The 25298-nt window shown below is 60.0% G+C and carries 25 protein-coding genes; 16 read left to right on the top strand and 9 right to left on the bottom strand.

Features of this window, described 5'->3' with window-relative positions:
* Window positions 1-222 precede the first annotated feature (222 nt).
* Window positions 223-555: a hypothetical protein gene (locus tag C9E91_RS13285; RefSeq protein WP_107108749.1), complete on the top strand. Its 333-nt coding sequence runs from the start codon at window positions 223-225 to the stop codon at window positions 553-555.
* A 7-nt stretch (window positions 556-562) separates the two neighbouring features.
* Here C9E91_RS13285 and C9E91_RS13280 read toward each other — a convergent pair whose 3' ends face one another.
* The 5 genes from C9E91_RS13280 to C9E91_RS13255 all read right to left on the bottom strand — a co-directional run bounded on the left by C9E91_RS13280 (window position 563) and on the right by C9E91_RS13255 (window position 7343).
* Window positions 563-1459 carry a LysR substrate-binding domain-containing protein gene (locus tag C9E91_RS13280; RefSeq protein ID WP_107108748.1) on the bottom strand — a complete coding sequence of 299 codons (897 nt, stop codon included), beginning with the start codon at window positions 1457-1459 and terminating at the stop codon, window positions 563-565.
* A gap of 278 nt (window positions 1460-1737) precedes the next feature.
* Window positions 1738-2583 carry a xanthine dehydrogenase accessory protein XdhC gene (gene xdhC / locus C9E91_RS13270; protein WP_107108746.1) on the bottom strand — a complete coding sequence of 282 codons (846 nt, stop codon included), beginning with the start codon at window positions 2581-2583 and terminating at the stop codon, window positions 1738-1740.
* A 2-nt stretch (window positions 2584-2585) separates the two neighbouring features.
* Window positions 2586-4922: a xanthine dehydrogenase molybdopterin binding subunit gene (xdhB, locus tag C9E91_RS13265; protein WP_107108745.1), complete on the bottom strand. Its 2337-nt coding sequence runs from the start codon at window positions 4920-4922 to the stop codon at window positions 2586-2588.
* A gap of 2 nt (window positions 4923-4924) precedes the next feature.
* Window positions 4925-6394, bottom strand: a complete 1470-nt coding sequence (gene xdhA, locus C9E91_RS13260) for a xanthine dehydrogenase small subunit (protein WP_107108744.1) — start codon at window positions 6392-6394, stop codon at window positions 4925-4927.
* Between the two features lie 172 nt (window positions 6395-6566).
* Window positions 6567-7343 (bottom strand): 3-hydroxybutyrate dehydrogenase, encoded by a 777-nt coding sequence (locus C9E91_RS13255; RefSeq protein WP_107108743.1) that lies wholly within the window; start codon window positions 7341-7343, stop codon window positions 6567-6569.
* Between the two features lie 237 nt (window positions 7344-7580).
* Here C9E91_RS13255 and glpK point away from each other — a divergent pair, with 237 nt between their 5' ends.
* The 11 genes from glpK (at window position 7581) to map (ending at window position 16820) form a co-directional block, all read left to right on the top strand.
* Entirely contained in the window at window positions 7581-9077 is a 1497-nt protein-coding gene (gene glpK / locus C9E91_RS13250; RefSeq protein WP_107108742.1) for a glycerol kinase GlpK, read from the top strand.
* 159 nt (window positions 9078-9236) lie between these two features.
* A complete protein-coding gene (locus C9E91_RS13245; protein WP_107108741.1) occupies window positions 9237-10046 on the top strand; it encodes a membrane-anchored protein in 810 nt (269 codons plus the stop codon).
* 42 nt (window positions 10047-10088) lie between these two features.
* Entirely contained in the window at window positions 10089-10496 is a 408-nt protein-coding gene (locus C9E91_RS13240) for an OsmC family protein (protein WP_107108740.1), read from the top strand.
* A gap of 50 nt (window positions 10497-10546) precedes the next feature.
* A complete protein-coding gene (locus tag C9E91_RS13235) occupies window positions 10547-11494 on the top strand; it encodes a S66 peptidase family protein (protein ID WP_107108739.1) in 948 nt (315 codons plus the stop codon).
* Window positions 11495-11573: 79 nt separating this feature from the next.
* Window positions 11574-11948, top strand: coding sequence for a YciI family protein (locus tag C9E91_RS13230; RefSeq protein WP_107108738.1), 375 nt, complete (start codon window positions 11574-11576; stop codon window positions 11946-11948).
* Complete coding sequence (locus C9E91_RS13225; protein WP_107108737.1) at window positions 11945-13201, top strand: RNA polymerase sigma factor; 1257 nt, start codon at window positions 11945-11947, stop codon at window positions 13199-13201. The genes C9E91_RS13230 and C9E91_RS13225 overlap by 4 nt, the downstream gene beginning before the upstream one ends.
* Window positions 13202-13299: 98 nt before the next feature.
* Window positions 13300-13770, top strand: coding sequence for an SRPBCC family protein (locus C9E91_RS13220; RefSeq protein ID WP_107108736.1), 471 nt, complete (start codon window positions 13300-13302; stop codon window positions 13768-13770).
* Between the two features lie 30 nt (window positions 13771-13800).
* Window positions 13801-14214, top strand: coding sequence for a DoxX family protein (locus C9E91_RS13215; RefSeq protein ID WP_107108735.1), 414 nt, complete (start codon window positions 13801-13803; stop codon window positions 14212-14214).
* Window positions 14215-14276: 62 nt separating this feature from the next.
* Window positions 14277-14789 (top strand): GNAT family N-acetyltransferase, encoded by a 513-nt coding sequence (locus C9E91_RS13210; RefSeq protein ID WP_107108857.1) that lies wholly within the window; start codon window positions 14277-14279, stop codon window positions 14787-14789.
* Between the two features lie 176 nt (window positions 14790-14965).
* A complete protein-coding gene (locus tag C9E91_RS13205) occupies window positions 14966-16027 on the top strand; it encodes an LLM class flavin-dependent oxidoreductase (RefSeq protein WP_107108734.1) in 1062 nt (353 codons plus the stop codon).
* 40 nt (window positions 16028-16067) lie between these two features.
* Entirely contained in the window at window positions 16068-16820 is a 753-nt protein-coding gene (map, locus tag C9E91_RS13200; RefSeq protein WP_107108733.1) for a type I methionyl aminopeptidase, read from the top strand.
* Between the two features lie 11 nt (window positions 16821-16831).
* On the opposite strand, the gene C9E91_RS13195 is transcribed toward map, so the two are convergent.
* Entirely contained in the window at window positions 16832-17404 is a 573-nt protein-coding gene (locus C9E91_RS13195) for a PadR family transcriptional regulator (protein ID WP_107108732.1), read from the bottom strand.
* 421 nt (window positions 17405-17825) lie between these two features.
* On the opposite strand from C9E91_RS13195, the gene sbmA reads away from it, so the two are divergent.
* Window positions 17826-19091 (top strand): peptide antibiotic transporter SbmA, encoded by a 1266-nt coding sequence (gene sbmA, locus C9E91_RS13190; protein WP_107108731.1) that lies wholly within the window; start codon window positions 17826-17828, stop codon window positions 19089-19091.
* A gap of 140 nt (window positions 19092-19231) precedes the next feature.
* Here sbmA and C9E91_RS13185 read toward each other — a convergent pair whose 3' ends face one another.
* Window positions 19232-20212: a polysaccharide deacetylase family protein gene (locus C9E91_RS13185; RefSeq protein WP_107108856.1), complete on the bottom strand. Its 981-nt coding sequence runs from the start codon at window positions 20210-20212 to the stop codon at window positions 19232-19234.
* Between the two features lie 204 nt (window positions 20213-20416).
* Here C9E91_RS13185 and C9E91_RS13180 point away from each other — a divergent pair, with 204 nt between their 5' ends.
* The 3 genes from C9E91_RS13180 to der all read left to right on the top strand — a co-directional run bounded on the left by C9E91_RS13180 (window position 20417) and on the right by der (window position 23225).
* Entirely contained in the window at window positions 20417-20998 is a 582-nt protein-coding gene (locus C9E91_RS13180) for an NnrU family protein (protein ID WP_107108730.1), read from the top strand.
* Between the two features lie 100 nt (window positions 20999-21098).
* Window positions 21099-21782 (top strand): tetratricopeptide repeat protein, encoded by a 684-nt coding sequence (locus C9E91_RS13175; RefSeq protein WP_107108729.1) that lies wholly within the window; start codon window positions 21099-21101, stop codon window positions 21780-21782.
* Window positions 21783-21797: 15 nt separating this feature from the next.
* Entirely contained in the window at window positions 21798-23225 is a 1428-nt protein-coding gene (der, locus tag C9E91_RS13170; protein WP_107108728.1) for a ribosome biogenesis GTPase Der, read from the top strand.
* 27 nt (window positions 23226-23252) lie between these two features.
* Here der and C9E91_RS13165 read toward each other — a convergent pair whose 3' ends face one another.
* Both C9E91_RS13165 and C9E91_RS13160 read right to left on the bottom strand, forming a co-directional pair.
* Window positions 23253-23693, bottom strand: coding sequence for a MarR family winged helix-turn-helix transcriptional regulator (locus C9E91_RS13165; RefSeq protein WP_107108727.1), 441 nt, complete (start codon window positions 23691-23693; stop codon window positions 23253-23255).
* A 442-nt stretch (window positions 23694-24135) separates the two neighbouring features.
* Window positions 24136-25242, bottom strand: a complete 1107-nt coding sequence (locus C9E91_RS13160; protein WP_107108726.1) for a glycosyltransferase family 4 protein — start codon at window positions 25240-25242, stop codon at window positions 24136-24138.
* Between the last annotated feature and the right edge of the window lie 56 nt (window positions 25243-25298).

The raw sequence follows: 25298 nt of genomic DNA, 5'->3' as shown, positions 1-25298 counted from the left end.
CTTCCTCCGACTCGACACCTTGCAAAATGTTGGGCGCAGAGGGAAGCGGAGTTTGAGCGAGGGACTACTTTTCGTATTATCACACACTTCCGTGACCGATATACTGCCGCTCTTGTCGAGCGTTAAGTTCGCCATAGATCAAAATCGGACGCTTTTTTCAGCGCCGTCGGCGATAAACGGGCAGCGGAGCCCCCGGTTCGCCGCATCGTCGGAGATTTGCCCATGCGTGGTATACTGGCGTTTGCACTATTCCTCTTCGCAACTTCCGCCATGGCGCACGATGCGCCCTCCGGCTGGTCCTACGATCCTTATTGTTGCAACGGTGACAGCAAGACCGGTGATTGCGAGATGATCCCCTCGCGCACGGTTACCGTTATCCCGGGCGGCTATCGGATCACACTCTATCCCGGAGATCATCGCTACGTGACGCACGCCCATATCTTCACGCTGCCACAGCGCAAGACGATGCGTTCGCCGGACGGAGCCTATCATCTCTGTCTGTTTCCGGACGAGAACACGCCGCGCTGCTTCTATGCGCCGGATATGGCCTATTGAACGACGCCTATTCCAGCGGCATGCCGAACTCGCCGAGTATCCAATTCCGGAAAACGCGGATTCTTGGCATGTGACGTCTGTTTTCGGGATAGGCGAGCCAATAATTCGAGCCATCGTTGCAGAGGATATCGAAGGGCTGGACAAGCCGGCCGGCGGCTAGGTCGTCGGCATAGAATTCAGGCGTCAGGACGGCGACGCCTTGTCCGGCGATGGCGGCGCTTGCTTCGAAGGATTGTGCCCCAAGCCTGCTTCTCGGCCGGCCTTGCAGGCCGGGATCCGGAACCCCAGCCGCTTCGAACCATTGCACCCACCACGGGTCGCCGGCATCGATGATCCGAAGTTTGAGAAGATCGGCCGGCGTATGGACGCCGCCGATGCTGGCTCCGAGCGCTGGGCTCAGCATGGGCGTGAAGTTCATTTTCATCAAAAGATGCGCGCGCAGCCCCGGCCAAGTTCCGCGGCCACTGCGAATGGCGATGTCGGACGACTCGCGAGAGAAATCAATGATCTTGTCTGATGTGGCAAGCCGTACCGCGACATTCGGGTGCAGCAGTTGAAATGAGCCCAGGTGGCGAGCAAGCCATTGTGAGGCGAAGGTCGGTGTCGAGTGAATGAGGAGCGTGGTTTCGGCATCGCTGCTGACCGAAGCCATCGCCTCATGCAGCATGCCAAAGGCCTCGCTTACCTTCGGCGCCAAGCGCTGGCCAGCGTCGGTCAACTCGATCTGGCGCGGCCGCCTCAGGAACAGCGGCTCGCCGACATTCTCCTCCAGAAGCTTGATCTGATAGCTGACGGCCGTCTGCGTCATGCCGAGCTCTTTACCGGCGCGCGTGAAACTGCCGTGTCGGGCAGCGGCCTCGAAGACCCGCAGCGCATTCAGCGGAAACTGTTTCGAGAGCTTCATGGATAAGTTCTCTTTATGTATGCAGACGATTGTTCGATTGGAATTTCAGCATTTTCAGCGGCAAACTGCAATCCACATCACCGATTGGATTGAGGTATTGTCATGGATTGCTATGCCGTCGAACAGACGAACGCCGGGCCATCAGCCTTGGCCCGCATGTTGGAAACACTGGCGCAGGTCTTCATGAGGGGCACAGAGCCTTCGCCACACTTGGATCTGGAGGGAATGCCGGATCGGCTTAAGCGCGATCTGGGTTTTCTGGACGGGCGCGAGCCGCGTTATGAGGATGATCGTATGGGGTAAGCCGCGAAGGCCGTCAGCAGCTCGGCGGCCGTCATGGCGGCGATCACTTCCGGACGTTTGTCTTTCACCGTGGCCCCGCCGATCGGCAGCGTCAGTCGCTCAAGCGAGGCCTTGTCGCCGCCTTCGCGGGTCAGCCAACGGGAGAAGGTGGCCCGCTTGGTTGCCGAGCCGATCATGCCGACATAGGCAAGATCGGTGCGAGCGAGCGCTTCCTTGGCGATCAGGAAATCGAGGGCGTGATCATGGGTCAGGATGACGATGGCCGAGCCGGCCGGAATATCTCGCACCAGCGCCTCCGGCATTGGCGAAAGCACAGTTTTCGTCTCTGCCGGCAGGTTTGCCAATTCCTCCTTCCGCGTCTCGATCACCGTCACCGCAAGCGGCAGAGGTGCCAGCGCGGCCGCGAGAGCATGGCCGACATGTCCCGCGCCGAAGAGATAGGTCTCGGGCCGATGTTCCGCTTCGCTGGCCCGTTTGGCTTCGAGTTCTTCGAGCAATTGTGCCGTCATCTTCTGAAAGCACAGTTGCGTGCGACCGCCGCAGCATTGGCCGATCTCCGGCCCAAGCGGGATGTCCATCAGTTCGACGCCGTTGCCCGCCAGCAATTCGCGGGCGTTCTGGATCGCCAAAAATTCGAACTGCCCGCCGCCGATCGTGCCCCAGATGGCACGTTCGGAAACGAGCATGAAGGTGCCAGCCTCGCGCGGCGTTGAACCCTGTGTTTCAACGATCTCGATGAGGATGGAAGAGGGGCGTGTCGCGAGAAATGCGCGGAAGTCGCTCCTGGGTATGACGCCGGAAAGCACTTCGCGGACCGCCATGGTCACATCCCCTTCAGCCGCTCTACCGCCATCAGCACCCGTTCCGGCGTTGCCGGCGCGTCGAGCCGCGGGCAGACGCGGTAGTCCGCGACGCTAGCGACGGCCATGGACAAGGCTTCGAGCACCGAGATGCTGAGCATGAAAGGCGGTTCGCCGACGGCCTTGGAGCGGCCGACGGTGGCCTCGGCATTTTCGGACCATTCGGCAAGGCGGACGTTGAAAATCTTCGGCCGGTCGGAGGCGAGGGGGATCTTGTAGGTCGAAGGCGCGTGCGTGCGCAGCCGCCCCTTGGCGTCCCACCAAAGCTCTTCGGTCGTCAGCCAGCCCATGCCCTGCACGAAAGCGCCTTCGACCTGGCCGATGTCGATCGCCGGGTTCAGCGACCGGCCGACATCGTGGAGGATATCGGTGCGGTCGATCAGATATTCGCCGGTCAGCGTGTCGATCGACACTTCGGAGCAGGCGGCGCCATAGGAGAAGTAATAGAACGGCGTGCCGCGGCCGGCCTTGCGGTCCCAATGGATTTTCGGCGTCTTGTAGAAGCCGGCGGCGGAAAGCTGCACGCGCGCGAAATAGGCCTGCTTGATGAAATCCGGGAAGGGAATTTCCATGTCGCCGACCCGCACCCGGTTCGGCAGGAACTGTATTTCTTCGGCGGCGACGCCCCATTTCTCGACGGCAAAGGCAACCAGCCGCTCCTTGATCTGTCGGGCGGCGTCAAAGGCTGCCATGCCGTTGAGATCGGAGCCGGAGGATGCTGCCGTCGCCGAGGTGTTCGGGACCTTGCCGGTGGTGGTGGCCGTGATCTTCACCCGGTCGATATCCACCTGGAAACTGTCGGCCAGAACCTGCGCCACCTTGGTATAGAGGCCCTGGCCCATTTCCGTGCCACCATGGTTCAGATGGATGGAGCCGTCCTGATAGATGTGCACCAACGCGCCGGCCTGGTTGAAGGCGGTCATGGTGAAGGAGATGCCGAATTTCACCGGCGTCAGCGCGATACCCTTGCGGATGAAGCGGCTGGAGCGGTTGAACTCGATGATGGCGTTGCGCCGCGCCTGATAGTCGGAGCTCTCTTCCAACTCGTCGACGATACGGTGGATGATGTTGTCCTCCACCTCCTGATGATAGGGCGTCAGCGTGCGGCCGGAGCCCGGCTGGCCGTAGAAATTCGCACGGCGGACCTCCAGCGGGTCCTTGCCCAGCGCATAGGCGATCTCTTCGATGAACCGTTCGCCGCCGACCATGCCCTGCGGGCCGCCGAAGCCGCGGAAGGCGGTGTTGGAAACAGTGTGCGTCTTCAGCGGTTTCGAGACGAGATGGACATGCGGATAGAAATAGCTCGAATCCGCATGGAACAAGGCGCGGTCGGTGACCGGGCCGGAGAGATCAGAGGAGAAGCCACAGCGGGCGGCATAGGTCGCGTCGACGGCGTGGATGCGGCCGTCGTCGTCGAAGCCGATCTCGTAATCGACCAGGAAATCGTGGCGCTTGCCGGTGGCAGCCATGTCCTCGTCGCGGTCGGGGCGGAATTTGATGGCGCGGCCAAGCTTTTTGGCGGCGACAGCGGCGAGGGCTGCGAACTGGTTGCCCTGCGTTTCCTTGCCACCGAAGCCGCCGCCCATGCGGCGCACGTTGACGGTGACGGCGTTGGACGGAATGTTGAGCACATGGCCGACGATGTGCTGGATCTCGCTCGGATGCTGGGTGGACGACCAAACGGCAACCTCGTCGTCTTCGCCGGGGATCGCCATGGCGATGTGGCTTTCGAGATAGAAATGCTCCTGGCCACCGATGCGCATCTGCGCCTTGATGCGGTGCTTGGCATTGGCCATCTCGGTTTCCGGCTCGCCGCGCTTCAGGGTCATCGGCTCGTAGACCACCGGTGCGCCATTGGCGAGCGCGCCATCGATGTCGCTCCAATGGGGCAGATCGCGATAGTCGATGTTGGCAAGGCGCGCGGCGCGACGGGCTGCATCGCGGGTCTCGGCGATCACGGCGAAGATCGGCTGGCCGTGAAACTCGACCTTGGTGTCGGCCAGCAGCGGCTCGTCATGCATGCCGTTGGAGCTGGTGTCGTTGGCGCCGGGAATGTCCTTTGCAGTGAACACCCAGACGACGCCCGGATAGGCTTTCACGGCGGAGAGGTCGATGCCGGCGATGTCCGCATGGGCGCGGTCGGAAAGGCCAAGTGCGCCATGCAGAAGGTCCGCCGGCTCCGGCAGGTCGTCGATATAGTCGGCGGCGCCCGTTACATGCTTGTGCGCCGAGTCGTGCTTCAGCGAACCATGCATCGAGCCGTTGATGACCTTGCGTTCTTCGAAGGTGGATTTGTCCATGATTATGCCTCCACCGTTGCGAAGCGCTTCAATTCCTGCGGCGCACCAGCCGTTTCAAGATAGAAGCGGATGAGCAGGTTTTTGGCGGTCAACTGCCGGTATTCGGCGCTGGCGCGCCAGTCGGTGAGCGGTGTGTAATCGGCATCGAAGGCCGAGCGGGCGGCGGTGACCGTTGCTTCCGTCCAGGGCTTGCCGATCAGTTCGGCTTCCACCGTGCGGGCGCGCTTCGGCGTGCCGGCCATGCCGCCGAAGGCGATGCGGATATCGGCGACGTTACCGGCTGCATCCAGTGCCAAGTGGAAAGCGCCACAGAGCGCCGAAATATCCTCATCCCGGCGCTTGGAGATCTTGTAGACGGCGAAATGAATGTCTTCGGCGGGATAGGGCACGAAAATGCTTTCGACGAATTCGCCGGGATTACGGTCCTGCTTGCCGTAATCGATGAAGAAGTCTTCCAACGGCAGCGTGCGGGTGCCGGCAACGGAGCGCAGTTTCACGGTCGCGCCGAGCGCGATCAGTGGCGGCGGCGTGTCGCCGATGGGCGAGCCGTTGGCGATGTTGCCGCCGATCGTGCCCATGTTGCGCACCTGCTCGCCGCCGATGCGGTTGATGAGGTTCGCGATCGCCGGGATCTTTTCGGCCATGGCTGCAAAGGCTTGGGTGTAGGTGACGCCGGCGCCGATGGTGAGGCCGGTGTCTTCCATAACAATCTTTTGCAAGTCCGTCAGATGGTTGATGAATACGACGGGGTCGAGCTTGCGCATCTGCTTGGTGACCCAGAGGCCGACATCGGTGGAGCCGGCAACGACGGTCGCCTTCGGCTCGTCGGCCAACACTTGCGCAAGGGCTGCGACCGAGCCCGGCACGATCAGGCGATCTTCGCCGGAGGCAATGGTGATGGTATCGCCGCCCTGCATGGCCCAGAGGCGGGCGATGATGTCCGCCCTTGTCTTTTCAAGAGGATCGAACAGAGCGCTCGGACGCGCCTGGCTTACCTGTTCGGCCGCCTTGACGATCGGCTCGTAACCGGTGCAGCGACAGAGATTGCCTTGCAGGGCTTTTTCGATCTGTGCCCGGCTCGGCTTTTCGGTCGCGAGCCACAGGCCATAAAGCGACATGACGAAACCCGGCGTGCAGAAACCGCATTGCGAGCCGTGACAGTCGACCATGGCCTGCTGTACGGGGTGTAGCGTGCCGTCCTTGGCGGCCAGATGTTCGACGGTGACGACATGGGTGGCATGCAGCGATCCGACGAAACGGATACAGGCATTGACCGACTCGTAATGCAATCCGCCATCGATCAGCCGGCCGACCAGCACAGTGCAGGCGCCGCAATCGCCTTCCGCGCATCCTTCTTTCGTGCCGGTCAAATGCCGGTTGAGACGCAGAAAATCGAGGAGCGTCTCGGTCGGGCGCAGGCTGGAAAGTGAAATATCCTCGCCGTTGAGGATAAGGCGGATGCTGTCGTTCATGTCGTTCCCAATTATTTTGGTCTTTCAAGGCCGGTCACGGGATAACCCCAGTCCGGACTCTAGAACGAGATAACTTTCCTTCGAACCGTCATCTCGTTCCATCTGTTCGGTTGAGCATAATCTGATCCGAAAACCGCTCCGCACTTTTCGGATCATGCTCGACCGTCTATGGTTATGCCGCAGTCCAGCCACCGTCAATCGAGACGTGCGTGCCGGTGACCTGACGGGCATCGTCGCTGGCAAGATAGATCGACAATGACGCGATTTCTTCGGCCTTGACGAATTCACGCGTCGGCTGCGCCTTGAGGATGACCTCGGTCTTCACCTGCTCTTCGGTCATGCCGCGCGCCTTGGCCGTATCCGGGATCTGCTTTTCGACGAGAGGGGTCAGGACATAGCCGGGGCAGATGGCGTTGACGGTGACGCCGAACTCGGCAAGCTCGAGTGCCGCAGTCTTGGTCAGACCCATAATACCATGTTTTGCCGCGACATAGGCGGATTTGAAGGGCGAGGCGACGAGGGCGTGGGCCGAGGCGATATTGATGATGCGGCCGTATTTCTTCGCCTTCATCAGCGGAATGGCGGCGCGCATCGTATGGAACGAGCTTGAGAGGTTGATGGCAATGATCTGGTCCCACTTCTCGATCGGAAAGTCCTCGATCTTCTCGACATGCTGAACGCCGGCATTGTTGACGAGGACATCGACGCTGCCGAAGGTTGAATTGGCGCTCGCGATCAGGTCGGCGATTTCCGCGGGCTTGGTCATGTCGGCCGGATGGTAGATCACCTTGCCGCCGCCGGAGGCTTCGAGCGTGTTTCTGATGGCATCGATTTCTTCAGGCTTGCCGAAGCCGTTGAGGACGATGTTTTCACCTTTCGCGGCAAAGGCGGTCGCAATGGCGAGGCCGATGCCGCTTGTAGAACCGGTGACAACAACTGTTCTTGCCATGATTTTCTCCTTGGACGGCGCGGCTGTTGTTGCAGCGCAATAGCGGCTTTGAGGTTAGTCTCAAACCGGCGGATATGGCAATCGCATCCCGGCGAGACTCTTTGGAGACAGTTCCCTTCATATATCCGCGAGCTGGAATAAGGAATTTTCGTCAAAAATTTCGTTTTGCTTTCTTTTCACATTCGTTTTGCTGCCGTATCTGTTGTTTCAAGGACAGGAACAATCGGGGAGGAATGCATGAGCGGTTATGTCTTGGCGATCGACCAGGGAACGACGTCGACGCGGGCTATCGTTTTCGACGGTGACATGAAGATTGCCGGCGTCGACCAGAAGGAGTTCACGCAGCACTATCCGAAGCCCGGTTGGGTCGAGCATGATCCGGAGGAAATCTGGGCTTCCGTGGTTGCGACCGTCAATAAGGCGATCAAAGCTGCTGGGATCACCGCAAAGGACATCGCCGCTCTTGGCATCACCAACCAACGCGAAACCGTCGTCGTATGGGACCGCGCGACCGGCAAGCCGATCCACAATGCCATCGTCTGGCAAGACCGCCGCACCGCGAGCTATTGCGACAAGCTGAAGCGGCAGGATCTGGAAAAGCTCTTCACCCGCCACACAGGCCTGCTGCTCGATCCCTATTTTTCCGGCACGAAGCTTTCGTGGATGCTGGCCAATGTGAAGGGCGCCCGCGCGCGTGCCGCCAAGGGCGAACTCTGCTTCGGCACGATCGACACCTTCCTGATCTGGCGACTGACCGGCGGCAAGAGTTTCGTCACCGATGCGACCAACGCCTCGCGGACGCTTATGTACAATATCGGCAGCAATGAATGGGACGAGGATCTGCTCGAGATCCTGCGTGTTCCCGCCGCGATGCTGCCGGAGGTGAAGGACTGCGCGGCCGATTTCGGGATCACCGATCCATCCATCTTCGGGGCGGCAATCCCCATCCTCGGCGTTGCTGGCGATCAGCAGGCGGCGACCATCGGCCAGGCTTGTTTCGAGCGCGGCATGATGAAATCTACCTACGGCACCGGCTGCTTCGCGCTGCTTAACACCGGCACGGACATGGTGCGCTCGAAAAATCGTCTGCTGACCACCATCGCCTATCGGTTGAACGGCGAGACGACCTATGCGCTGGAAGGCTCGATCTTCATCGCGGGCGCGGCCGTGCAATGGCTGCGCGACGGACTGAAGGCGATCAAGCGCGCTTCCGATTCCGATGGGTTTGCGGAAAAGGCTGATCCGATGCAGGAGGTTTATCTCGTGCCGGCCTTCACCGGTCTCGGCGCGCCGCATTGGGATCCGGATGCGCGCGGTGCGATCTTTGGGCTGACGCGCAATACCGGCCCCGCGGAAATCGTTCGCGCTGCGCTGGAGGCGGTCTGCTATCAGTCGCGCGACCTGCTGGACGCCATGCACAAGGATTGGAAGAGCGGCAGCGGCAAGGAGACCGTTTTGCGGGTCGACGGTGGCATGGTCGCTTCCGACTGGACGATGCAGCGGCTCGCCGACCTGCTGGACGCGCCCGTCGATCGCCCCACCATCCTGGAAACCACCGCGCTCGGTGCCGCCTGGCTTGCCGGCAGCCGTGCCGGTGTCTGGCCCGACCGCAAGAGCTTTGCCAAGGCCTGGGCTCGCGACCGGCGCTTCGAGCCCGATATGGACGAGAAGACGCGAAGCGCGAAGCTCAAGGGATGGAAGAACGCCGTGGCGCGCACCTTGAGTGCGGGTTGAAGGCGGCAGAAGCCAGCCGGCAGATCACCTACGGTTTGATTATGTAAGATAATTTTATTTTCCTAATGTAGTTCGAAGCGGTGATAGTGCGCCCTTCGAGTGGGGGGCTGGATTCGACTGTTTTCCGATGAACGCCTTTTGGGGACATCAAGGCGAGGCATGGCTGCTAATTATACGGAATTGAAGAGACACCTTTATCGGAGTGTCAAATACTGGCTTTGCCGGCCGAAACCTCCGACGCTGGCCGAGCCTTTCTGCGGACCCGTTCTTGTGGTCGGATCGGCGCCGGTGTCTCATAAGCCCGCGGATTTCGACGAGACCTTCAAGGTTATCACCATCAACGGCTCTCAGGTCGTCACCAAGGCATGGGGCATTGAGGTGCCGGATGTCTCGTTCGTTCAATTCAACCAGATCGAGGGGACGAATACGAACGCCGTCGAAGTGCGCCGCGTTCTCAATGGCGAGCGCACGAAGAAGCTTTACATTCTCCTGTGGCGAAAGAGCCGTGAGCGGCTGGAGAATGGGCTGAAGGCCTTCAAGTACCAATATGACGATCTTGAAATCGTCGACCGCTATAAGCGGATGGCGCTTCTCGACCGGATCGGCGGCGTAAAATGCAGCGAACTGGGTGCGGATGACAAATGTTCGAACGGTATCAATGCGGTACTTTTCGCGCTCTATAACGGTGCGACGGCGGTGATCATTACCGGCATCAATCCAGCTTCCGGCGGTCACATTTACAACCAGGTCAATCTGGCCCGGCTGCATATTCAAAAGGACAGGGAAATTCTGTTGCGGTTGATGGAGCAGGGTTACCCCGTCTTTACGGCCGATCCAACCGTATCGGAATCCCTCGGATTGCCTTTGTGGCAGGGCAAGGCGTCGGCCCGGCGGGAGACGCAAGCCTCCGCGAATGCTGAAGGGCTGACCTCCAAAGGGGCTACTCACTTGACTCCATCGCTGCGTTGATCGCGCAATCATTCGTCTTTCCGGCGAATGAGGAGATCAGCCATGGTGTCCGTGACCGTTGAATTGCGCAATGTGGAGGATACGCAGGCGGCACTGGGCTGGGCCAGCGGCCATACGCTTGCCGTCGACCGTCCGCCAGGCCGTGCCGGCGGGCAGGGGCTCGGCTTCAACGGCGCCCAACTGCTGGGATTGGCGATCGGCGGATGTTTCTGCAACGACCTGTATTACATCGCAGCCGAAATGGGTGTCGGCTTGCGAAAAATCGCGATCTCCGTGCGGGTGGAACTCGAGAGCGATCTGTCGTTTACCAAGGCAGCGATGATGACGGTATCCTGCGAAACGCTCGATGGTTCCGATCCGCAGCCGGTGATCGATGAAGCCAAGGCGAGATGCATGGTCAGCAATTCCCTGAAGAGGGGAATTCCGGTCTCAATCCAGGCGGCCGCGTGATGCGCAGCCAGAGGCTAACGCCCATCAGCGTTCCATGCCAAAATCCCCGCATGGAATCACCCGATCGCGCCGAAACCGATCTCGTCCTGACGCCGCCGCTGCTCCGGCTGGGCGATAAAATCCGTTTTGTTTCGCCCGCAAGCCCGCCCGACAGGGACCTCATTTTGAAGCAGGTGGAGATACTGAAGGAGTGGGGGCTCAACGTCGATTTCGGCGAACATGCGTTTTGCAAGCACGACTATCTTGCCGGAACCGACGAGGAGCGGCTGGCGGATTTCAATGCGGCGCTTCGTGATCCGGAGGTTCGGGCGATTTTCGCTACGCGCGGCGGCAAGGGGTCTTACCGTATCGCCGACCGGCTGGATTTCGAAGCCGTCCGGCGTGATCCCAAGTTTCTCGTCGGTTTCAGCGATATCACCATACTGCATCTCAGCCTGTGGATGCACTGCCGGCAGGTGGGTGTCCACGGCGCGCTTTTCGTCGGTGACGGCGAACAGGAGGTCAGTTTGGAAACCAGCTTGTCCCTTCGCCGGGTGCTGATGACATCAGAGGACATCGTCATTCGCGCGCGCCCGGAGGAACCGACGGTGGCGCTGACGACCGAGGGTACGGTTACCGGACGCTTGATCGGCGGCAATCTCGATATGGTCGCAACAGCCGCCGGCTGGGCTCTGCCGGATCTGCGCGGTGCCATCCTGTTGCTCGAAGCGGTCAACATGTACCGCGGGCAGGTCGACCGGCAATTGACGATGCTGCGCAAGGCGGGGCATTTGAACGGTCTGGCGGGCGTTGCGGTCGGCCAGTTCACCCGCTTCGAATTCGATCGCCGCTTCTCGGTCATCGATATCTTGCGTGAGCATCTCGATGCGCTCGGCGTGCCGGTCCTCGGCGGCCTGCCGCTGGGGCATGGGCACAGCCCGCTGAACGTACCGATCGGCGCGGCTGCCATTCTCGATGCGAAAGCGGGGACGCTGACGGTCCGCCGCGGTGATGCATAGCTTTCTGCTGCGATAATTTTTTGACGCGGCTTGTCGGCGCGGGCGATACTCCCTCGTCTTACATGAGAAGGAGGTCCTCATGCTCTACGCGATCCTATGCTACAACGACGAAGACGCCGTATTTTCCTGGTCCAAGGAGGAGGAAGAGGCGACGATGGACCGGTTGCTGGCGGTGCAGGCGCCGCTTGGCGAAGCCGGCAAGCTCGGTCCGGTCGCGCGGCTGATGCCGACGACGGCGGCAACGACGCTGCGCAAGGGCAAGAACGAACCCCTCGTCATCGACGGACCTTTTGCAGAAACGAAGGAACAATTGCTCGGCTTCTACGTCGTCGACTTTGAGACGCTTGACGAAGCGATTGAATTTTCAAAGAAACTGGCCATCGCCAATCCCGGCGCCGGTTCCTATGAAATCCGCCCGCTTTATGTCTTTAGACCAGGGACGATCGCAACATGACGGACCTCGCCTGGATCGATATCGCATTCACCAATGCCCGGCCGCAGGTGCTCGGCGCGTTGCTGCGGTATTTCCGTAATCTCGATATTGCCGAGGAGGCGTTTCAGGAGGCTTGTCTTAGAGCTTTGAAGACATGGCCGGATAAGGGGCCGCCGCGCGATCCCGTCGCCTGGCTAATCTTCGTCGGCCGCAACAGCGGCATCGACGCCGTGCGCAAACAGTCGAAGACGCAGGGCTTGCCGGATGAGGAGGTGATCTCCGATACCGGCGACGCCGAAAGCGATATTGCCGAGCGGCTCGACGGCTCCAACTATCGTGACGATATTCTGCGATTGCTGTTCATCTGCTGTCATCCCGACCTGCCGGCGACGCAGCAGATCGCATTGGCGCTGCGCGTCGTCTCCGGCCTTTCGGTGACCCAGATCGCCCGTGCCTTCCTCGTCAGCGAAAGCGCGATGGAGCAACGCATCACCCGCGCCAAGGCGCGTGTTGCGGCCGCCGGCGTGCCTTTCGAGACGCCGGGTGCGGTCGAGCGGGCCGAGCGCGTGGCGCTTGTCAGCGCCATGATCTATCTCATCTATAACGAGGGTTATTCCGCCGGCGGACCGGGCCGCGAGGCGTCCGCCTTTGCCGATGAGGCAATCCGGTTGGGTCGGTTGTTGCTGCGCATCTTTCAGGCGGAACCTGAGATCATGGGTCTGCTGGCGCTGATGCTGCTGCAGCAATCGCGGAATGCTGCCCGCTTCGATGCGGACGGCCAGATCATTCTACTGGAGGACCAGGACCGGTCGCTCTGGAACCGCCAATTGATCGATGAGGCGCTTGCTCTGCTCGACAAGGCAATCCGCCATCGCCGCCCCGGACCCTACCAGCTTCAGGCCGCCATCGCCGCGCTGCATTCGCGCGCCAAGCGAGCCGAGGATACGGATTGGGCGGAAATCGATCTGCTCTATCAAACGCTGGAGCGGCTGCACCCGTCGCCAGTCGTGACGCTGAACCGCGCCGTCGCAGTTGCCAAGCTTAAAGGGCCGGAGGAGGCGCTGGCCTTGGTCGAGGCGCTCACGGATAAACTCGATGGCTATTTCTATTTTCACGGGCTTCGGGGCGGTCTTCTTGCCCAATTAGGGCGGCCGCGTGAGGCGCACGTTGCCTTCGACCGTGCAATCGCGCTGGCCCATTCGCCCGCCGAAGCCGCCCATATCCGTCATCAGCTCGACCGCCTCAGCGCCGCGGTTCCGGCAATTGCAAAATAATCAAAAAATCCGTCCTTCCATGTCGGGAAGAGGCTGACGTCAACGTCCTTGAGACATAGGCCGATCAGGCCGTTTCACGCGAAAGAAAGGAACACGCCGTGACCGAACAGAATGCACGCCTCGAACTTTCTCTTACCCGCATCATCGATGCTCCGCGCGAGAAGATCTATCGATGCTGGACGGAAGCGGACCTTGTGAAGCAATGGTTTGCGCCGCTGCCCTGGACGATTTCGGCGGCCGAACTCGACGTTCGCGCCGGCGGCACAAGCTCCATCACCATGCGCAGTCCGGACGGGGAGGAGTACCCGAACGTCGGCGTCTATCTCGAGGTCGTTCCGAACGAGCGGATCGTGTTCACGGATGCCTTCACCAGCGCGTGGGTACCCTCGGCCAAACCCTTCATGGTGGGCACCATCCAGCTCGACGATCTCGGCAATGGCAAGACACGCTATACCGCGACGGTCCTGCATTGGACGGCGGAGGATCGCGAGGCGCATGAGAAGATGGGGTTTCACGAGGGGTGGGGCCAGTGCACCGACCAGCTCGCGGCGCTGGCGTCGAAGATCTGAATTGTTGATTCAATTCCGGGGGATACAGCAATGTTTTATGCAATGGAATCACCATCCAGTTCTCGGGTGCAGCGTGTGGCCGGCACGATCCTCAGCGGCCTGATCGTCGCCTTTCTTGTTTTTGACGGCGCGATCAAGCTCATTCCTTTGCCTGTGGTTACGGAGACTATGGAAGCTCTCGGCTATTCCGCCGATCCGGCATTGGCGCGGCTGCTCGGTGCCATCACGCTTCTTTGCGCAGTTCTATACGCCATTCCCCAGACATCGGTTCTCGGCGCGATCCTTCTCACCGGTCTGCTCGGTGGGGCGATGGCGACGCATCTCAGGGTCGGCAGCCCGGTGTTCTCGCATCTGCTGTTCGGTTTCTACCTCGGCGTCATCGCCTGGGGCGGACTTTATCTTCGCTATGAAGCGGTTCGGAAAATGATTCCGTTCCTGCGTTGAAGCTGTTGATTTTGGATTCGATTTGCTATGCCTCGCTGCCACATCTATTTGTGGAGCGAGCCATGCCGCAAGTCACCATCGCACCAGTCAGGCAATCCGATGCTGGCGAACTGATCGCGGCGAATATAGCGAGCCGCGCTTATCATACGCCATGGGCCTATCCCTTCCTGGATCGGGATGGCTTCGATGCCTGGTTCGGGCAAACCGTGACCGGATCCAATATCGGCCTGGTTGCGCGCGATGCCGGTTCGGGCGGTATCGTCGGAGTGGTCAATATCAGCCAGGTGGTTTGGGGCGGTTTCCGCAGCGCCTTTCTCGGCTATCACGGCATGGTGGCCTTTGCCGGCCAGGGTTTCATGACCGAGGCACTACGTCTGGCAGTCGCCCATGGTTTCGACGATATCGGCCTGCATCGGCTGGAGGCTAATATTCAGCCCGCGAACCATGCCTCCATCGCCTTGGTGCAAAGGCTCGGCTTCCGCAAGGAAGGTTTCTCACCCAAATATCTGAGGATCGGCGGCGTCTGGTGCGACCATGAACGCTGGGCGTTGCTGTCGGACGATCCGCGCCTTTGATGTCCAGCATCAAGGGCTTCCGATGTCGATTCCGAAGCGGCGGACAAGCTGTTGAATTCGGATTCGAATTAGAGGCTTAGTATCAACATTGTCGAACAAACCGTTCGACAATTCATATTTGCGGTATCAGCCTTGCCTTCCTATTTCGTCCGTCAATGACAGATGGGATTTTTATCATGGAACTTGGTCTCTATACCTTCGCGGACGTCGATCCCAATCCCGCCCTCAACAAGGGTGCGGAAGCGGCGCGTCGCCTGAAGAATTTGATCGCGGAGATCGAGCTGGCCGATCAGGTCGGTCTCGATGTCTTCGGGCTCGGCGAGCATCATCGCCCGGATTACGCAGCATCGGCTCCGGCCGTCGCCCTTGCGGCGGCTGCGGCAAAGACGAAGAACATCCGGTTGACCAGTGCCGTGACGGTGCTGAGTTCGGACGATCCGGTGCGCGTATTCCAGCAGTTTTCGACGCTCGACCTCATTTCCAACGGCCGCGCCGAGATCATGGCGGGACGAGGCTCGTTCATCGAGTCCTTCCCGCTCTTCGGTTACAATCTCGAAGATTACGACCAGCTTTTCGAGGAAAAGCTCGACCTGCTGTTGGCGATCCGTGAGAGCGAACAGGTGAATTGGACAGGCGAACTCCGCCCACCGATCCATGGGCGAGGGGTCTATCCCCGACCGCTGCAGGATCCCTTGCCGATCTGGGTGGCAGTCGGCGGCACGCCGCAGTCAGTTGCGCGCGCCGGTGCCCTTGGTCTGCCGATGGCACTTGCCATCATCGGCGGCGAGCCGCGCCGGTTTGCGCCGCTCATCGATCTCTACCGCGAGGCCGCCCGCCGCGCCGGGCAGGATGCAGCCAAGCTAAAAACCAGCATCAATGTTCACGGCTTCGTAGCCGGTACGACTGAGGCCGCCGCCGATCAGTTCTATGGCCCGCAGGCCGAGGTGATGAACCGGATTGGCCGCGAGCGCGGCTGGGGACCGACGAGCCGGGCACATTTCGACCAATCGCGCGGGCCGCATGGTGCGCTCTTCGTCGGCGATCCCGAAGTGGTGGCGCAGAAGATCGTCGCTCATCACAAGCTGTTCAAGAATGATCGCTTCCTGCTGCAGATGGCGATCGGCACAATGCCGCATGAGCAGATCATGCGCGGGATCGAGCTTTACGGCACGAAAGTCGCGCCGCTTGTCAGAAAGGCATTGACTGAAGAAAGCGAAGAGGCGAAAGCGACGGCTTGAACGCCTGTCCGAACAGACGCATGCTATCCGGAAGCTTTGAATGATCATCTCGAACGACGACGAACTGACCAAGCTGAAAGAAATCGGCCGCATCTGCGCCAACGCCATACAGGCGATGGCTGCGGCGCTGGAGCCGGGCATCACCACACTGGAACTCGACAATATTGGCCGCAAGGTGCTGGACGATGCCGGCGCCCGCTCGGCGCCGGAACTTGTTTACAAATTTCCCGGCGCCACCTGCATCAGCGTCAATGAGGAAGTGGCGCATGGCATTCCCGGTCCGCGGGTGATCCAGGCCGGCGATCTCGTCAATCTCGATGTTTCCGCGGAGAAGGATGGTTTCTTCGCCGATACCGGCTCGTCCTTTGCCGTGCCGCCGGTCAAGCCGAAGATCGAACGTCTTTGCCGCGACGGCAAGCGGGCGCTCTGGGTTGGGCTGAACCAGGTGCGCAGCGGCGCGCCTTTCTCGAAGATCGGCCACGCCGTTGGTGCTTTCGCCCAGAAGAACCGTTATACGCTGATCGCCAATCTTGCGAGCCATGGCATCGGCCGTTCGCTGCATGAGGAACCGGCGGAAGTGTCTACCTGGGCTGATCCGGACGAGACCCGCATCATGCAGGACGGCCTCGTCTTCACCGTCGAGCCGTTCCTATCGCTCGGCGCAAGCTGGGCGGAGGGCGGCGATGATGCCTGGACGCTCTATGCCGATCCGCGCGCGCCCACGGTTCAGTTCGAGCATACCGTCGTCGCCACCCGCAACGGGCCTGTCATCCTGACCTTGGCGGACAACTAAGCGGCTAGACCTTAGTCTTCCGCCTTCGTCTCGCCGCGGATGATATCGGCGGCGGCGCGTTCGAGAATTGCGGCGATGCGCGCGCCTTCAGCCTTGCTCCATGGATATTTCGAGCGCAGCGCCGAGCGCAGAAGCTGGCGTGCGAGGTGAACATCGCCGGCATCGCGGCCGAACGGGCCTTCGCGGCCTTCATCGTCGCCGGCATCTTCGCCGCCAAAGACGCGCCTGACATGCGCCATCTTCTCGCCAATGGCGCTGAGCTTGGCGAGCGTCGCCTCGACCAGCGCCTGGTTTTCCTCGACGCGCTTCTGACCGTTTTCAGTGATGCGGTAGAGTTTCTTCGTGCCGCTCGCTTCGACTTCGGCCAGGCCCGTCTCTTCCAGGTAGGTGAGGGCGGGGTAGATGACGCCGGGGCTCGGCACATAGAAGCCGCCGGAGCGCTCTTCCAGGGTCTTGATCAGTTCATAGCCATGCCGCGGCTGCTCGGAAAGCAGGGCGAGAATGATGAGCTGCAGATCAGCGGCATCGAATTTTCGGCCGGTGCGAAAGCCGCCGCCGAACATGCCGCCCTTGAAGCCTCTCATGAAGTCTCTCCTGTGCCTCCCGTGTGAATCACGGCTTTCGCCATGTCGTAGGATATATGCCTCGATGGTGTCAAAGCTATCGCCGCACATGCGATCTCTAAAGCCTCTCATAATGTATCTCCTTTGATGACGAGGGTTTATATCGTTCGTCATGTCGTACGATATATATCGTAAGATAGAATTCTGCAAGAGGGCACGGGATTTTTGCAGTGAAGGGGTTGCCGGATCTCTGAACGGCGACAGGGTGGCCTTCCTAAAAAGGGAAACCGTGGCTGAACAATCGCATCACGATCATGGGATAAGCGATTACATCTATGTAAGAATAAGCCAAGGCCGGTTGCCGCCTCCAGCGAAGTGCCTTAGGTTCGCCGCGAATAAACGTCATTGCGGTCGCTGACCCAATCAAGAAAGCTTGCCTCCCGTGTTTCACTCTTTCTTCCCCCAGCCAAAGCTGTTCTTCACCTCGATGGTGGTCTGGACGATTCTCTGCATAGCAGTCTGGTATGCGTCTCTTTCCGATTTGGGGACGCATCTCGGTTTCGTCATGCCTGCGGAAGGGCAGGAGCCCTATGACCTCAGCTATTTCGTGTTGTGGGGGAATCTCTGGTTCTACGGGTTTTTCTTTTTATGCACCGCGATTTTCTGCGGGGCATGGCACATCAAAGCCTGGGATCATCCCTGGAAGCTCTGGTCGATCTGGGGCTCGGCGCTGATCATTCTGGTCACCTATTTCGGTGTCCAGGTGTCCGTCGTCGTCAACAACTTCCGCCGTCCTTTCGGTGACCTCCTGCAGGCTGCGCTCACGAAACAGCCTGGGGTGACGGTGGAGAGCTTCTACACGTTGATGATAATCTTCGCGCAGATCGCCTTCCTCAGCATGTTCGTCTCCATCCTGACGGATTTCTACACCAGCCATTATATCTTCCGCTGGCGTACGGCGATGAACAGCTTCTACATGTCGAAATGGGAAAAGCTGCGTCACATCGAAGGCGCTTCGCAGCGTGTGCAGGAAGATACGATGCGTTTTTCCAGCACCCTGGAAGGATTGGGCATCAGCCTGATCAACTCGGTGATGACGCTGATCGTGTTTCTGCCGATTCTGCTTGCGCTTTCGAGCTATGTCACCGAACTGCCGATCATCGGCAAGATTTCCCATTCGCTCTTCTGGCTGGCGCTCTTCTGGTCGGCTTTCGGCACGGTGTTGCTGGCGGTTGCCGGCATCAAGCTGCCCGGCCTGAATTTTAAGAACCAGCGTGTGGAAGCAGCTTACCGCAAGGAGCTCGTTTACGGCGAAGACAATGGCGAGCGTGCGCAGCCGGCGACCGTCGGAGAGCTCTTCGCGAATGTCAGGCGGAACTATTACCGCATTTACTTCCACTACGTCTATTTCAACGTCGCCCGCTATTTCTATCTGCAGGCGGACTCGATGTTCGTGTTGTTCATGCTGGTTCCGACCTTTGTCGCCGGCGCGATCACCTACGGCATCTATCAGCAGATCGCGACCGCCTTTGGCCAGGTCAGCAATTCGTTCCAGTATCTCGTCAACTCCTGGACGACGATCATCGAGCTCCTGTCGATCCACAAGCGCCTCAAGGCTTTCGAAGCGGCGATCGATGATGAGCCGTTACCGAAGATCGACCAGACTTATCTGGAGCGTGAGACCGGCATCGTGCATGTCGATGGGTAATGAAACAAGGAAAAGGCTCCGGAAGCGGAGCCTTTTTCAATGATACCAATGGCGGGAAATTGGGAGCGTTAGGCTAATCGAGGAGCCTCCGCTTGCCGCACCACCGGCCTTAGCTTTGCTCGGGCTCGCCCAACCGCTCCTCACCCCTGTTGCGCTTTGCCTCGCGCCGCGATCAATGGGATCGCCTGGGAATAGCTGACGCAGGCAACGCCGTCCTTGTGGCAGACGTCGCTGACGAAGCGATCAAGCGCGCGCCAATAGGCGCCGTCGTTCATTTCGACGAAATGGAAGCCGAGCTGCAGCGGGATGCGGTCGCCATTATATTGCTTGGCGAAGGCGGCTTCGAATGCATCGAAGGTGCGGTCTTCGAAGGACTTGGAATCCGCCTTGTCTTCGACGCCCTTGGAATGGTGAACATAGAGATTATAGTCCATGCCGATCACCGGATGGTGGTCCGGACCCTCAGGGATCAGCGGCAGGCCAAAGCGGTAGATGCCGTCGACCACCTGCGGCAATGCCGGGCCTTTGGTCACCAGGCTGGCGTCGTACTGGAAACCCACGGCCTTTTCGGCGGGCATCAGGCCGTCGCTGGTCGAAAGATAGGGCGCGCGGAAACCTTTGACGTCTTTCGTCGCAAATTCCTGCCAGCCCGGTGGTTCCTTGTCCGCTTCGCCGACGTTCTTCCAGGCATCGCGTAGCGCGATGCGGGCATTCATGAATTCCTGCTGCCAGTCTGCCGATGTCCATGCTTTGCCGTCGAAATGGCCGCAGGCGTGGCTGGAAATATCGTGGCCTTCGAGATGTGCGCCCCAGATATTGGCGATACGCGTGTGCACGTCGTCCTCGCTCTTGGCGAAACCGACATTCGATTTGCCGGCTCTCTGTCCCGGCGCCTGATAGACCTTGGCCTGATCGCGGTTCATCAGGAAGGTGCAGGACAGGAAGTAGGTGAAATGTGCGCCGTTGCGCGAAGCGATCTCGCGGCTCTTCGTCCACAGCGCATTGTCATGTGCGCCGTCGAAAGAGATCATTACCAATTGCTTCGGCTTTTCTTGAGCCTCGGCAATTGCCGGCAAGGCAAAGGAGAGGGCGAGGGAGGTGAAAGAGACAAAACGAAACATGGGCACCGTGAAAATTGTGGAGGTGGGCATGATCTTGTCCGTAATCCGCTTCACGCTTTTCGCAGCGTGAACATGCGGTTCGGGAGAGATGCTTAGCTTTCTTGCCTCCCTGCCGGTCAAATGCGGCAAAGCTGCGGTCCCGCTGGCAATTTTTCGCCATAGTCGATACTGGTGTCTCTATAAGACACGAACAGGATTTCACTCATGTCACTGCTCATCCTTGGCATCATCCTTTTCCTTGGTATTCATCTGATCCGCGTCGTGATACCCGGCTTCCGCCGCTCGATGATCGAGAGTCTCGGCGAGGGCGGCTGGAAGATCGGATATTCGATTGCCAGCATCGTCACGCTGATTCTATTGATCTACGGCTTCGGGCAAGCGCGCGATTCGACCCCGATCTGGTCTCCGCCATTCTGGATGAGCCATATCACCATCCTGCTAATGCTTTTTGCACTGATCTGTCTTGTCGCCTCTCTGCTGCCGGCAGGGCATATCGCGGTCAGGACGAAGCATCCGATGGTGCTGTCGGTGAAGATCTGGGCCTTCGCGCATCTGCTTTCCAATGGCGATGGCGCCGCCATGCTGTTGTTTGCCGCCTTCCTGGCCTGGGGCGTTATCATGCGGATATCGCTGAAGCGGCGCGAACGCGCGGGCGAGATTTCCCTGCGGCCCTTCGTTTCGGCGAAATACGATCTTTATGCCATCGTCATCGGCATCGTGGTCTGGGGATTGATCATTTGGAAGCTGCACGCGTGGATTATCGGGGTTTCGCCGCTCGTTATGTGACGATTTCTGCCATTCCCCCTTACAACGGCCGCAAAATGGAGTAGAAGGCCCCACTACCCATAAGCTCTTTGCAATATTTTGGCCTGGGCCGGAGACGAGAATGGCATTCAACGACGATAGCTTCATCCGCGAGGTGAACGAGGAACTGCGTTCGGACCAGTTGCGGTTCGTATGGCGCCGTTTTGGCCGGCTTATCATCGGTGCTGCCGTGCTCATCGTTCTCGGCACTGCGGCCTTTAGCGGCTACCGCTACTGGTCGGGTCGTCAGGCCGGCAGCAGCGGCGATCAGTTCATCGCCGCGTTGACGCTGGCTGACCAGAACAAGACGGACGATGCGCTGGCTGCATTGGCCGCCATCGAGAAGAGCGGCAGCGGTTCTTATCCGCTGCTGGCGCGCATGCGCGCCGCTACGCTGCAGGCGCAGAAGGGCGATACGGCCGGCGCGATCGCCGCCTTCTCGGCGATCGGCAAGGAATCCGGCGTTCCGGCCGTTATCCAGGATGCGGCTCGCCTGCGCGCTGCTTATTTGCTTGTCGATACGGGCACGTACGACCAAGTTGCCGCGGAAGCCCAGGAACTGGCCGTGCCGGCCAATGCCTTCCGGCATTCCGCACGTGACGTGCTCGGTCTTGCTGCCTACAAGGCCGGCGATTTTGCCAAGGCGCGTCAATGGTTCCAGGCGATCGTCGACGATCCCCAGAGCCCGCGCAATGTCGGCAACCGCGCCCAGATGCTGCTTGATCTCATTACCGCATCCGGCAAGGCACCGGTCGCGAAAGGCTGAAGGGTAAATCACTAAATGAGTTTCACGGTTGCGATCGTCGGTCGCCCGAATGTCGGTAAGTCCACTCTTTTCAACCGTCTGGTTGGCAAGAAGCTGGCGCTTGTCGACGACACGCCGGGTGTGACGCGCGACCGCCGTCCCGGCGATGCGCGCCTCGTCGATCTTCGTTTTCGCATTGTCGATACCGCTGGTCTTGAAGAAGCCGGCGAGGAGACGTTGGAAGGCCGCATGCGCGCCCAGACGGAGGCTGCGATCGACGAAGCCGATCTGACGCTCTTCGTCGTCGACGCCAAGATGGGCCTGACACATGTCGACAAGGCGCTGGCCGAAATGCTGCGCAAGCGCGGACGCCCGGTGGTGCTCGTCGCCAACAAGTCGGAAGCACGCGGTTCGGATAGCGGTTTCTACGATGCTTTCACGCTCGGCCTTGGCGAGCCTTGCCCGATCTCTGCCGAACATGGCCAGGGCATGATGGATCTGCGCGATGCCATCGTCGAGGCGCTCGGCCATGAGCGCGCCTTTCCGCCCAGGGATGATGAGGCGGAGACGAATGTCAACATTCCGCGTCCTGCCGTCGGCGAAGACGGTGAAGAGATCGACGAGGAGCCGGCCTATGACGACACGCGGCCGCTGCGTGTCGCGATCGTCGGCCGCCCGAATGCTGGCAAGTCGACCCTGATCAATCGCTTCCTTGGTGAGGACCGGCTGCTGACCGGTCCGGAAGCCGGAATTACCCGCGACTCGATCTCGGTCGATTGGAGCTGGCGCGGCCGCACCGTGAAAATGTTCGATACCGCCGGCATGCGCCGCAAGGCCAGGGTGACCGAAAAGCTCGAAAAGCTCTCCGTCGCCGATGCGTTGCGCGCCATTCGTTTCGCGGAAACCGTGGTCATCGTCTTCGACGCCACCATTCCCTTCGAGAAGCAGGATCTGCAGATCGTCGATCTCGTCGTCCGCGAGGGCCGGGCCGCCGTGCTTGCCTTCAACAAGTGGGACATGATCGAGGATCGCCAGGCGGTGCTTGCCGATCTGCGCGAAAAGACCGATCGGCTGCTGCCGCAGGCTCGCGGCATTCGCGCCGTCCCGATTTCCGGTCAGACGGGCGAGGGGCTGGATCGCTTGATGCAAGCGGTCGTCGATACCGATAAGGTTTGGAACAAGCGCGTGTCCACCGCAAGGCTCAATCGCTGGCTGGAGACGCAGCAGGTCCAGCATCCACCACCGGCGGTTTCCGGCCGGCGCATCAAGCTGAAATACATGACCCAGGTGAAGGCGCGCCCGCCGGCCTTCATGATTTCCTGTACGCGCTCGGATGCGCTGCCGGAATCCTATGTGCGCTACCTGATCAACGGCCTGCGCGAAGATTTCGCCATGCCGGGCGTGCCGATCCGCATCCATTTCCGCTCGTCGGAAAATCCGTACGAGAGCAAAAAGAAGCGGTGACGGCCCAGGGGATCAGTGGCTGAGGGATCAGGCCGCGTTCTTGCTCAGTGCTTCGCGCAGCTTAATGATTTCCACTTTCAACCGCGTCAGCTCGTTCGCCGTCGTATCCGATGCATCGAGAATGCAGGCGGGAATGCCTGTGGCTTTCTTCTTCAAAGCCGTGCCTTCGCTCGTCAGGCGGATCAGCACCTGGCGTTCATCTTCCTTGCTGCGGGTACGCCGGATGAAGCCGGCGGCTTCCAGGCGCTTCAGCAGCGGCGTCAGCGTACTTGATTCCAGAAAAAGCTTTTCGCCGATGCCGCCGACGGTCTGGCCATCCTCCTCCCACAACGTCACCATGACGAGATATTGCGGATAGGTGAGGTTCAGCTCGTCGAGCATGGGCTTGTATAGCCGATTCATCGCATGGTTCGCCGAATAAAGGGCGAAGCATATGAAAGTATCCAGTTTCAGCGGGTCGTCTGTCATGTTTAGCACTCCATAAGCGACTTTACTTAAATCGTGCGATAAATAATCGTATACATAAAAATGCATGACAGCTATGCATTTTCTTGATTTTAGCGATAAAGAGTCCTGCGCAATGTAAGTTGCCTTGGAGAGCCGGCCACGCGGTTCGCGGATGGTCACCAACATTGGTGCCGATGCCAAGTCTGTGGCGGAACATGCCAAAGAATTCAATGTTGTGACGTTCGCGGATGAAGGCAAAACGTCGCTATGCGTGCCAGTGAACGCGGTGGACCGGCTAACTGTTCCCTCGCCGCATTGCGCAATATGACGTCACGCCTGCGCCGGCCAGAGCCGGTTGCGATGCGAACCTCATTCCTTGTCAGCTAAAGATCGAAGAGAATCGTGAATTCATGCGTGCCTGACACGCAACAGCGGCCGTCGGGCGACGGCGAATGGCCCACACTCAGTCGTTTCGAGGCAACGTCCGGCCGCGATGATTGGCGAGACGGACGTTGCTGATGAATTGCGTCGTGGCGGCTTCCCAGGAGTAGTTGAGTGCCAGCGCGCGAGCCTCTTCGCGGGAAGAGGAGAGTGCGGCACGGCAGGCTTTCGCCAGGTCTTCATCGACGACGCCGGCTGCATCGTTGCCACCAAGGATATCGGCGGGGCCGGTGACGGGATAGGCGGCGACGGGGACGCCACTCGCCAAGGCCTCCAAAATAGCGTTGCCGAACGTATCGGTCTTTGACGGGAAGACGAAAACGTCGGCTTGCGAATAGGCATGCGCTAGCGCTTCGCCGAACTTCGAGCCGAGGAAGAGCACCTTTGGATAAAGTTTCTGCAGCTCGGCGCGCGCCGGTCCGTCGCCGACGACCACCTTCGAACCGGGAAGGTCCAGATCGAGGAAGGCCGGCAGGTTCTTTTCGAGCGCTACCCGGCCGACGGTCATGAAGATCGGGCGAGGCAGGCCGAAGGGGTTTTCCTCGAGCGGCTGGGGGCGAAAAAGCGTCGAGTCGATGCCGCGGCTCCAGGGCAGCAGATTATGGATGCCCTTCTGCTTGAGCTCACTGGCAAGGCTCGGTGTCGCCACCATGCAGCCGGAGCCGGCATTGTGAAACCATTTGACGAAGGCGTAGAGCCAGCTCTGTGGGATCGGCAGCCTGGCCGCAACATATTCGGGGAAGCGGGTGTGATAGCTCGTCGAAAACGGCATGCCGTTTTTCAAGCACCAGCGCCTGGCCGTCAGCCCGAGTGGACCTTCTGTCGCGATATGCACATAGGTTGGCCGGACCGCTTCGATCCTGGCGGCGACTTTGCGGTAGCTTGCAATCGACAAGCGGATTTCCGGGTAGGTCGGGCAGGGGACGTTGCGGAAACCTTCCGGCGTGATCATGACGACATCCACGCCGATACGCGCCAGTTCGCGGTTGGTATTTTCGATGGAGCGGACGACGCCATTCACCTGCGGGTGCCAGGCATCGCTGACGATGAGCAAGCGCTCCGGCGTCGCGACCGGGGTAGCCGCTTCGGCCCATGCTCTGTGATCGATGTCCGACAAGCGCTGCAACATATCCAAAAACGTTCCATCCGCACCGCACCCTCATGGTGTCGGTACAACCAATTCCG

The sequence above is a fragment of the Rhizobium sp. SEMIA4064 genome (assembly GCF_003025035.1).
In the GTDB taxonomy this organism is placed as follows: Bacteria; Pseudomonadota; Alphaproteobacteria; order Rhizobiales; family Rhizobiaceae; genus Rhizobium; species Rhizobium paranaense.
The sequence above is the reverse complement of the archived record's forward strand: the minus strand, read 5'-3'. Positions and strand labels throughout refer to the sequence as shown.

Excerpts from the sequence above, each read along its gene's own strand:
- C9E91_RS13175 (WP_107108729.1), top strand. The coding sequence starts at position 21,099 with ATGGCATTCAACGACGATAGCTTCATCCGCGAGGTGAACGAGGAACTG.
- xdhB (WP_107108745.1), bottom strand. The coding sequence starts at position 4,922 with ATGGACAAATCCACCTTCGAAGAACGCAAGGTCATCAACGGCTCGATG.
- C9E91_RS13185 (WP_107108856.1), bottom strand. The coding sequence starts at position 20,212 with ATGTTTCGTTTTGTCTCTTTCACCTCCCTCGCCCTCTCCTTTGCCTTG.
- C9E91_RS13230 (WP_107108738.1), top strand. The coding sequence starts at position 11,574 with ATGCTCTACGCGATCCTATGCTACAACGACGAAGACGCCGTATTTTCC.
- C9E91_RS13240 (WP_107108740.1), top strand. The coding sequence starts at position 10,089 with ATGGTGTCCGTGACCGTTGAATTGCGCAATGTGGAGGATACGCAGGCG.
- xdhA (WP_107108744.1), bottom strand. The coding sequence starts at position 6,394 with ATGAACGACAGCATCCGCCTTATCCTCAACGGCGAGGATATTTCACTT.
- C9E91_RS13255 (WP_107108743.1), bottom strand. The coding sequence starts at position 7,343 with ATGGCAAGAACAGTTGTTGTCACCGGTTCTACAAGCGGCATCGGCCTC.
- C9E91_RS13195 (WP_107108732.1), bottom strand. The coding sequence starts at position 17,404 with ATGAGAGGCTTCAAGGGCGGCATGTTCGGCGGCGGCTTTCGCACCGGC.
- map (WP_107108733.1), top strand. The coding sequence starts at position 16,068 with ATGATCATCTCGAACGACGACGAACTGACCAAGCTGAAAGAAATCGGC.
- C9E91_RS13210 (WP_107108857.1), top strand. The coding sequence starts at position 14,277 with ATGCCGCAAGTCACCATCGCACCAGTCAGGCAATCCGATGCTGGCGAA.
- C9E91_RS13165 (WP_107108727.1), bottom strand. The coding sequence starts at position 23,693 with ATGACAGACGACCCGCTGAAACTGGATACTTTCATATGCTTCGCCCTT.
- C9E91_RS13215 (WP_107108735.1), top strand. The coding sequence starts at position 13,801 with ATGTTTTATGCAATGGAATCACCATCCAGTTCTCGGGTGCAGCGTGTG.
- C9E91_RS13285 (WP_107108749.1), top strand. The coding sequence starts at position 223 with ATGCGTGGTATACTGGCGTTTGCACTATTCCTCTTCGCAACTTCCGCC.
- C9E91_RS13235 (WP_107108739.1), top strand. The coding sequence starts at position 10,547 with ATGGAATCACCCGATCGCGCCGAAACCGATCTCGTCCTGACGCCGCCG.
- C9E91_RS13225 (WP_107108737.1), top strand. The coding sequence starts at position 11,945 with ATGACGGACCTCGCCTGGATCGATATCGCATTCACCAATGCCCGGCCG.
- C9E91_RS13245 (WP_107108741.1), top strand. The coding sequence starts at position 9,237 with ATGGCTGCTAATTATACGGAATTGAAGAGACACCTTTATCGGAGTGTC.
- C9E91_RS13205 (WP_107108734.1), top strand. The coding sequence starts at position 14,966 with ATGGAACTTGGTCTCTATACCTTCGCGGACGTCGATCCCAATCCCGCC.
- C9E91_RS13280 (WP_107108748.1), bottom strand. The coding sequence starts at position 1,459 with ATGAAGCTCTCGAAACAGTTTCCGCTGAATGCGCTGCGGGTCTTCGAG.
- C9E91_RS13160 (WP_107108726.1), bottom strand. The coding sequence starts at position 25,242 with ATGTTGCAGCGCTTGTCGGACATCGATCACAGAGCATGGGCCGAAGCG.
- der (WP_107108728.1), top strand. The coding sequence starts at position 21,798 with ATGAGTTTCACGGTTGCGATCGTCGGTCGCCCGAATGTCGGTAAGTCC.
- xdhC (WP_107108746.1), bottom strand. The coding sequence starts at position 2,583 with ATGGCGGTCCGCGAAGTGCTTTCCGGCGTCATACCCAGGAGCGACTTC.
- C9E91_RS13180 (WP_107108730.1), top strand. The coding sequence starts at position 20,417 with ATGTCACTGCTCATCCTTGGCATCATCCTTTTCCTTGGTATTCATCTG.
- glpK (WP_107108742.1), top strand. The coding sequence starts at position 7,581 with ATGAGCGGTTATGTCTTGGCGATCGACCAGGGAACGACGTCGACGCGG.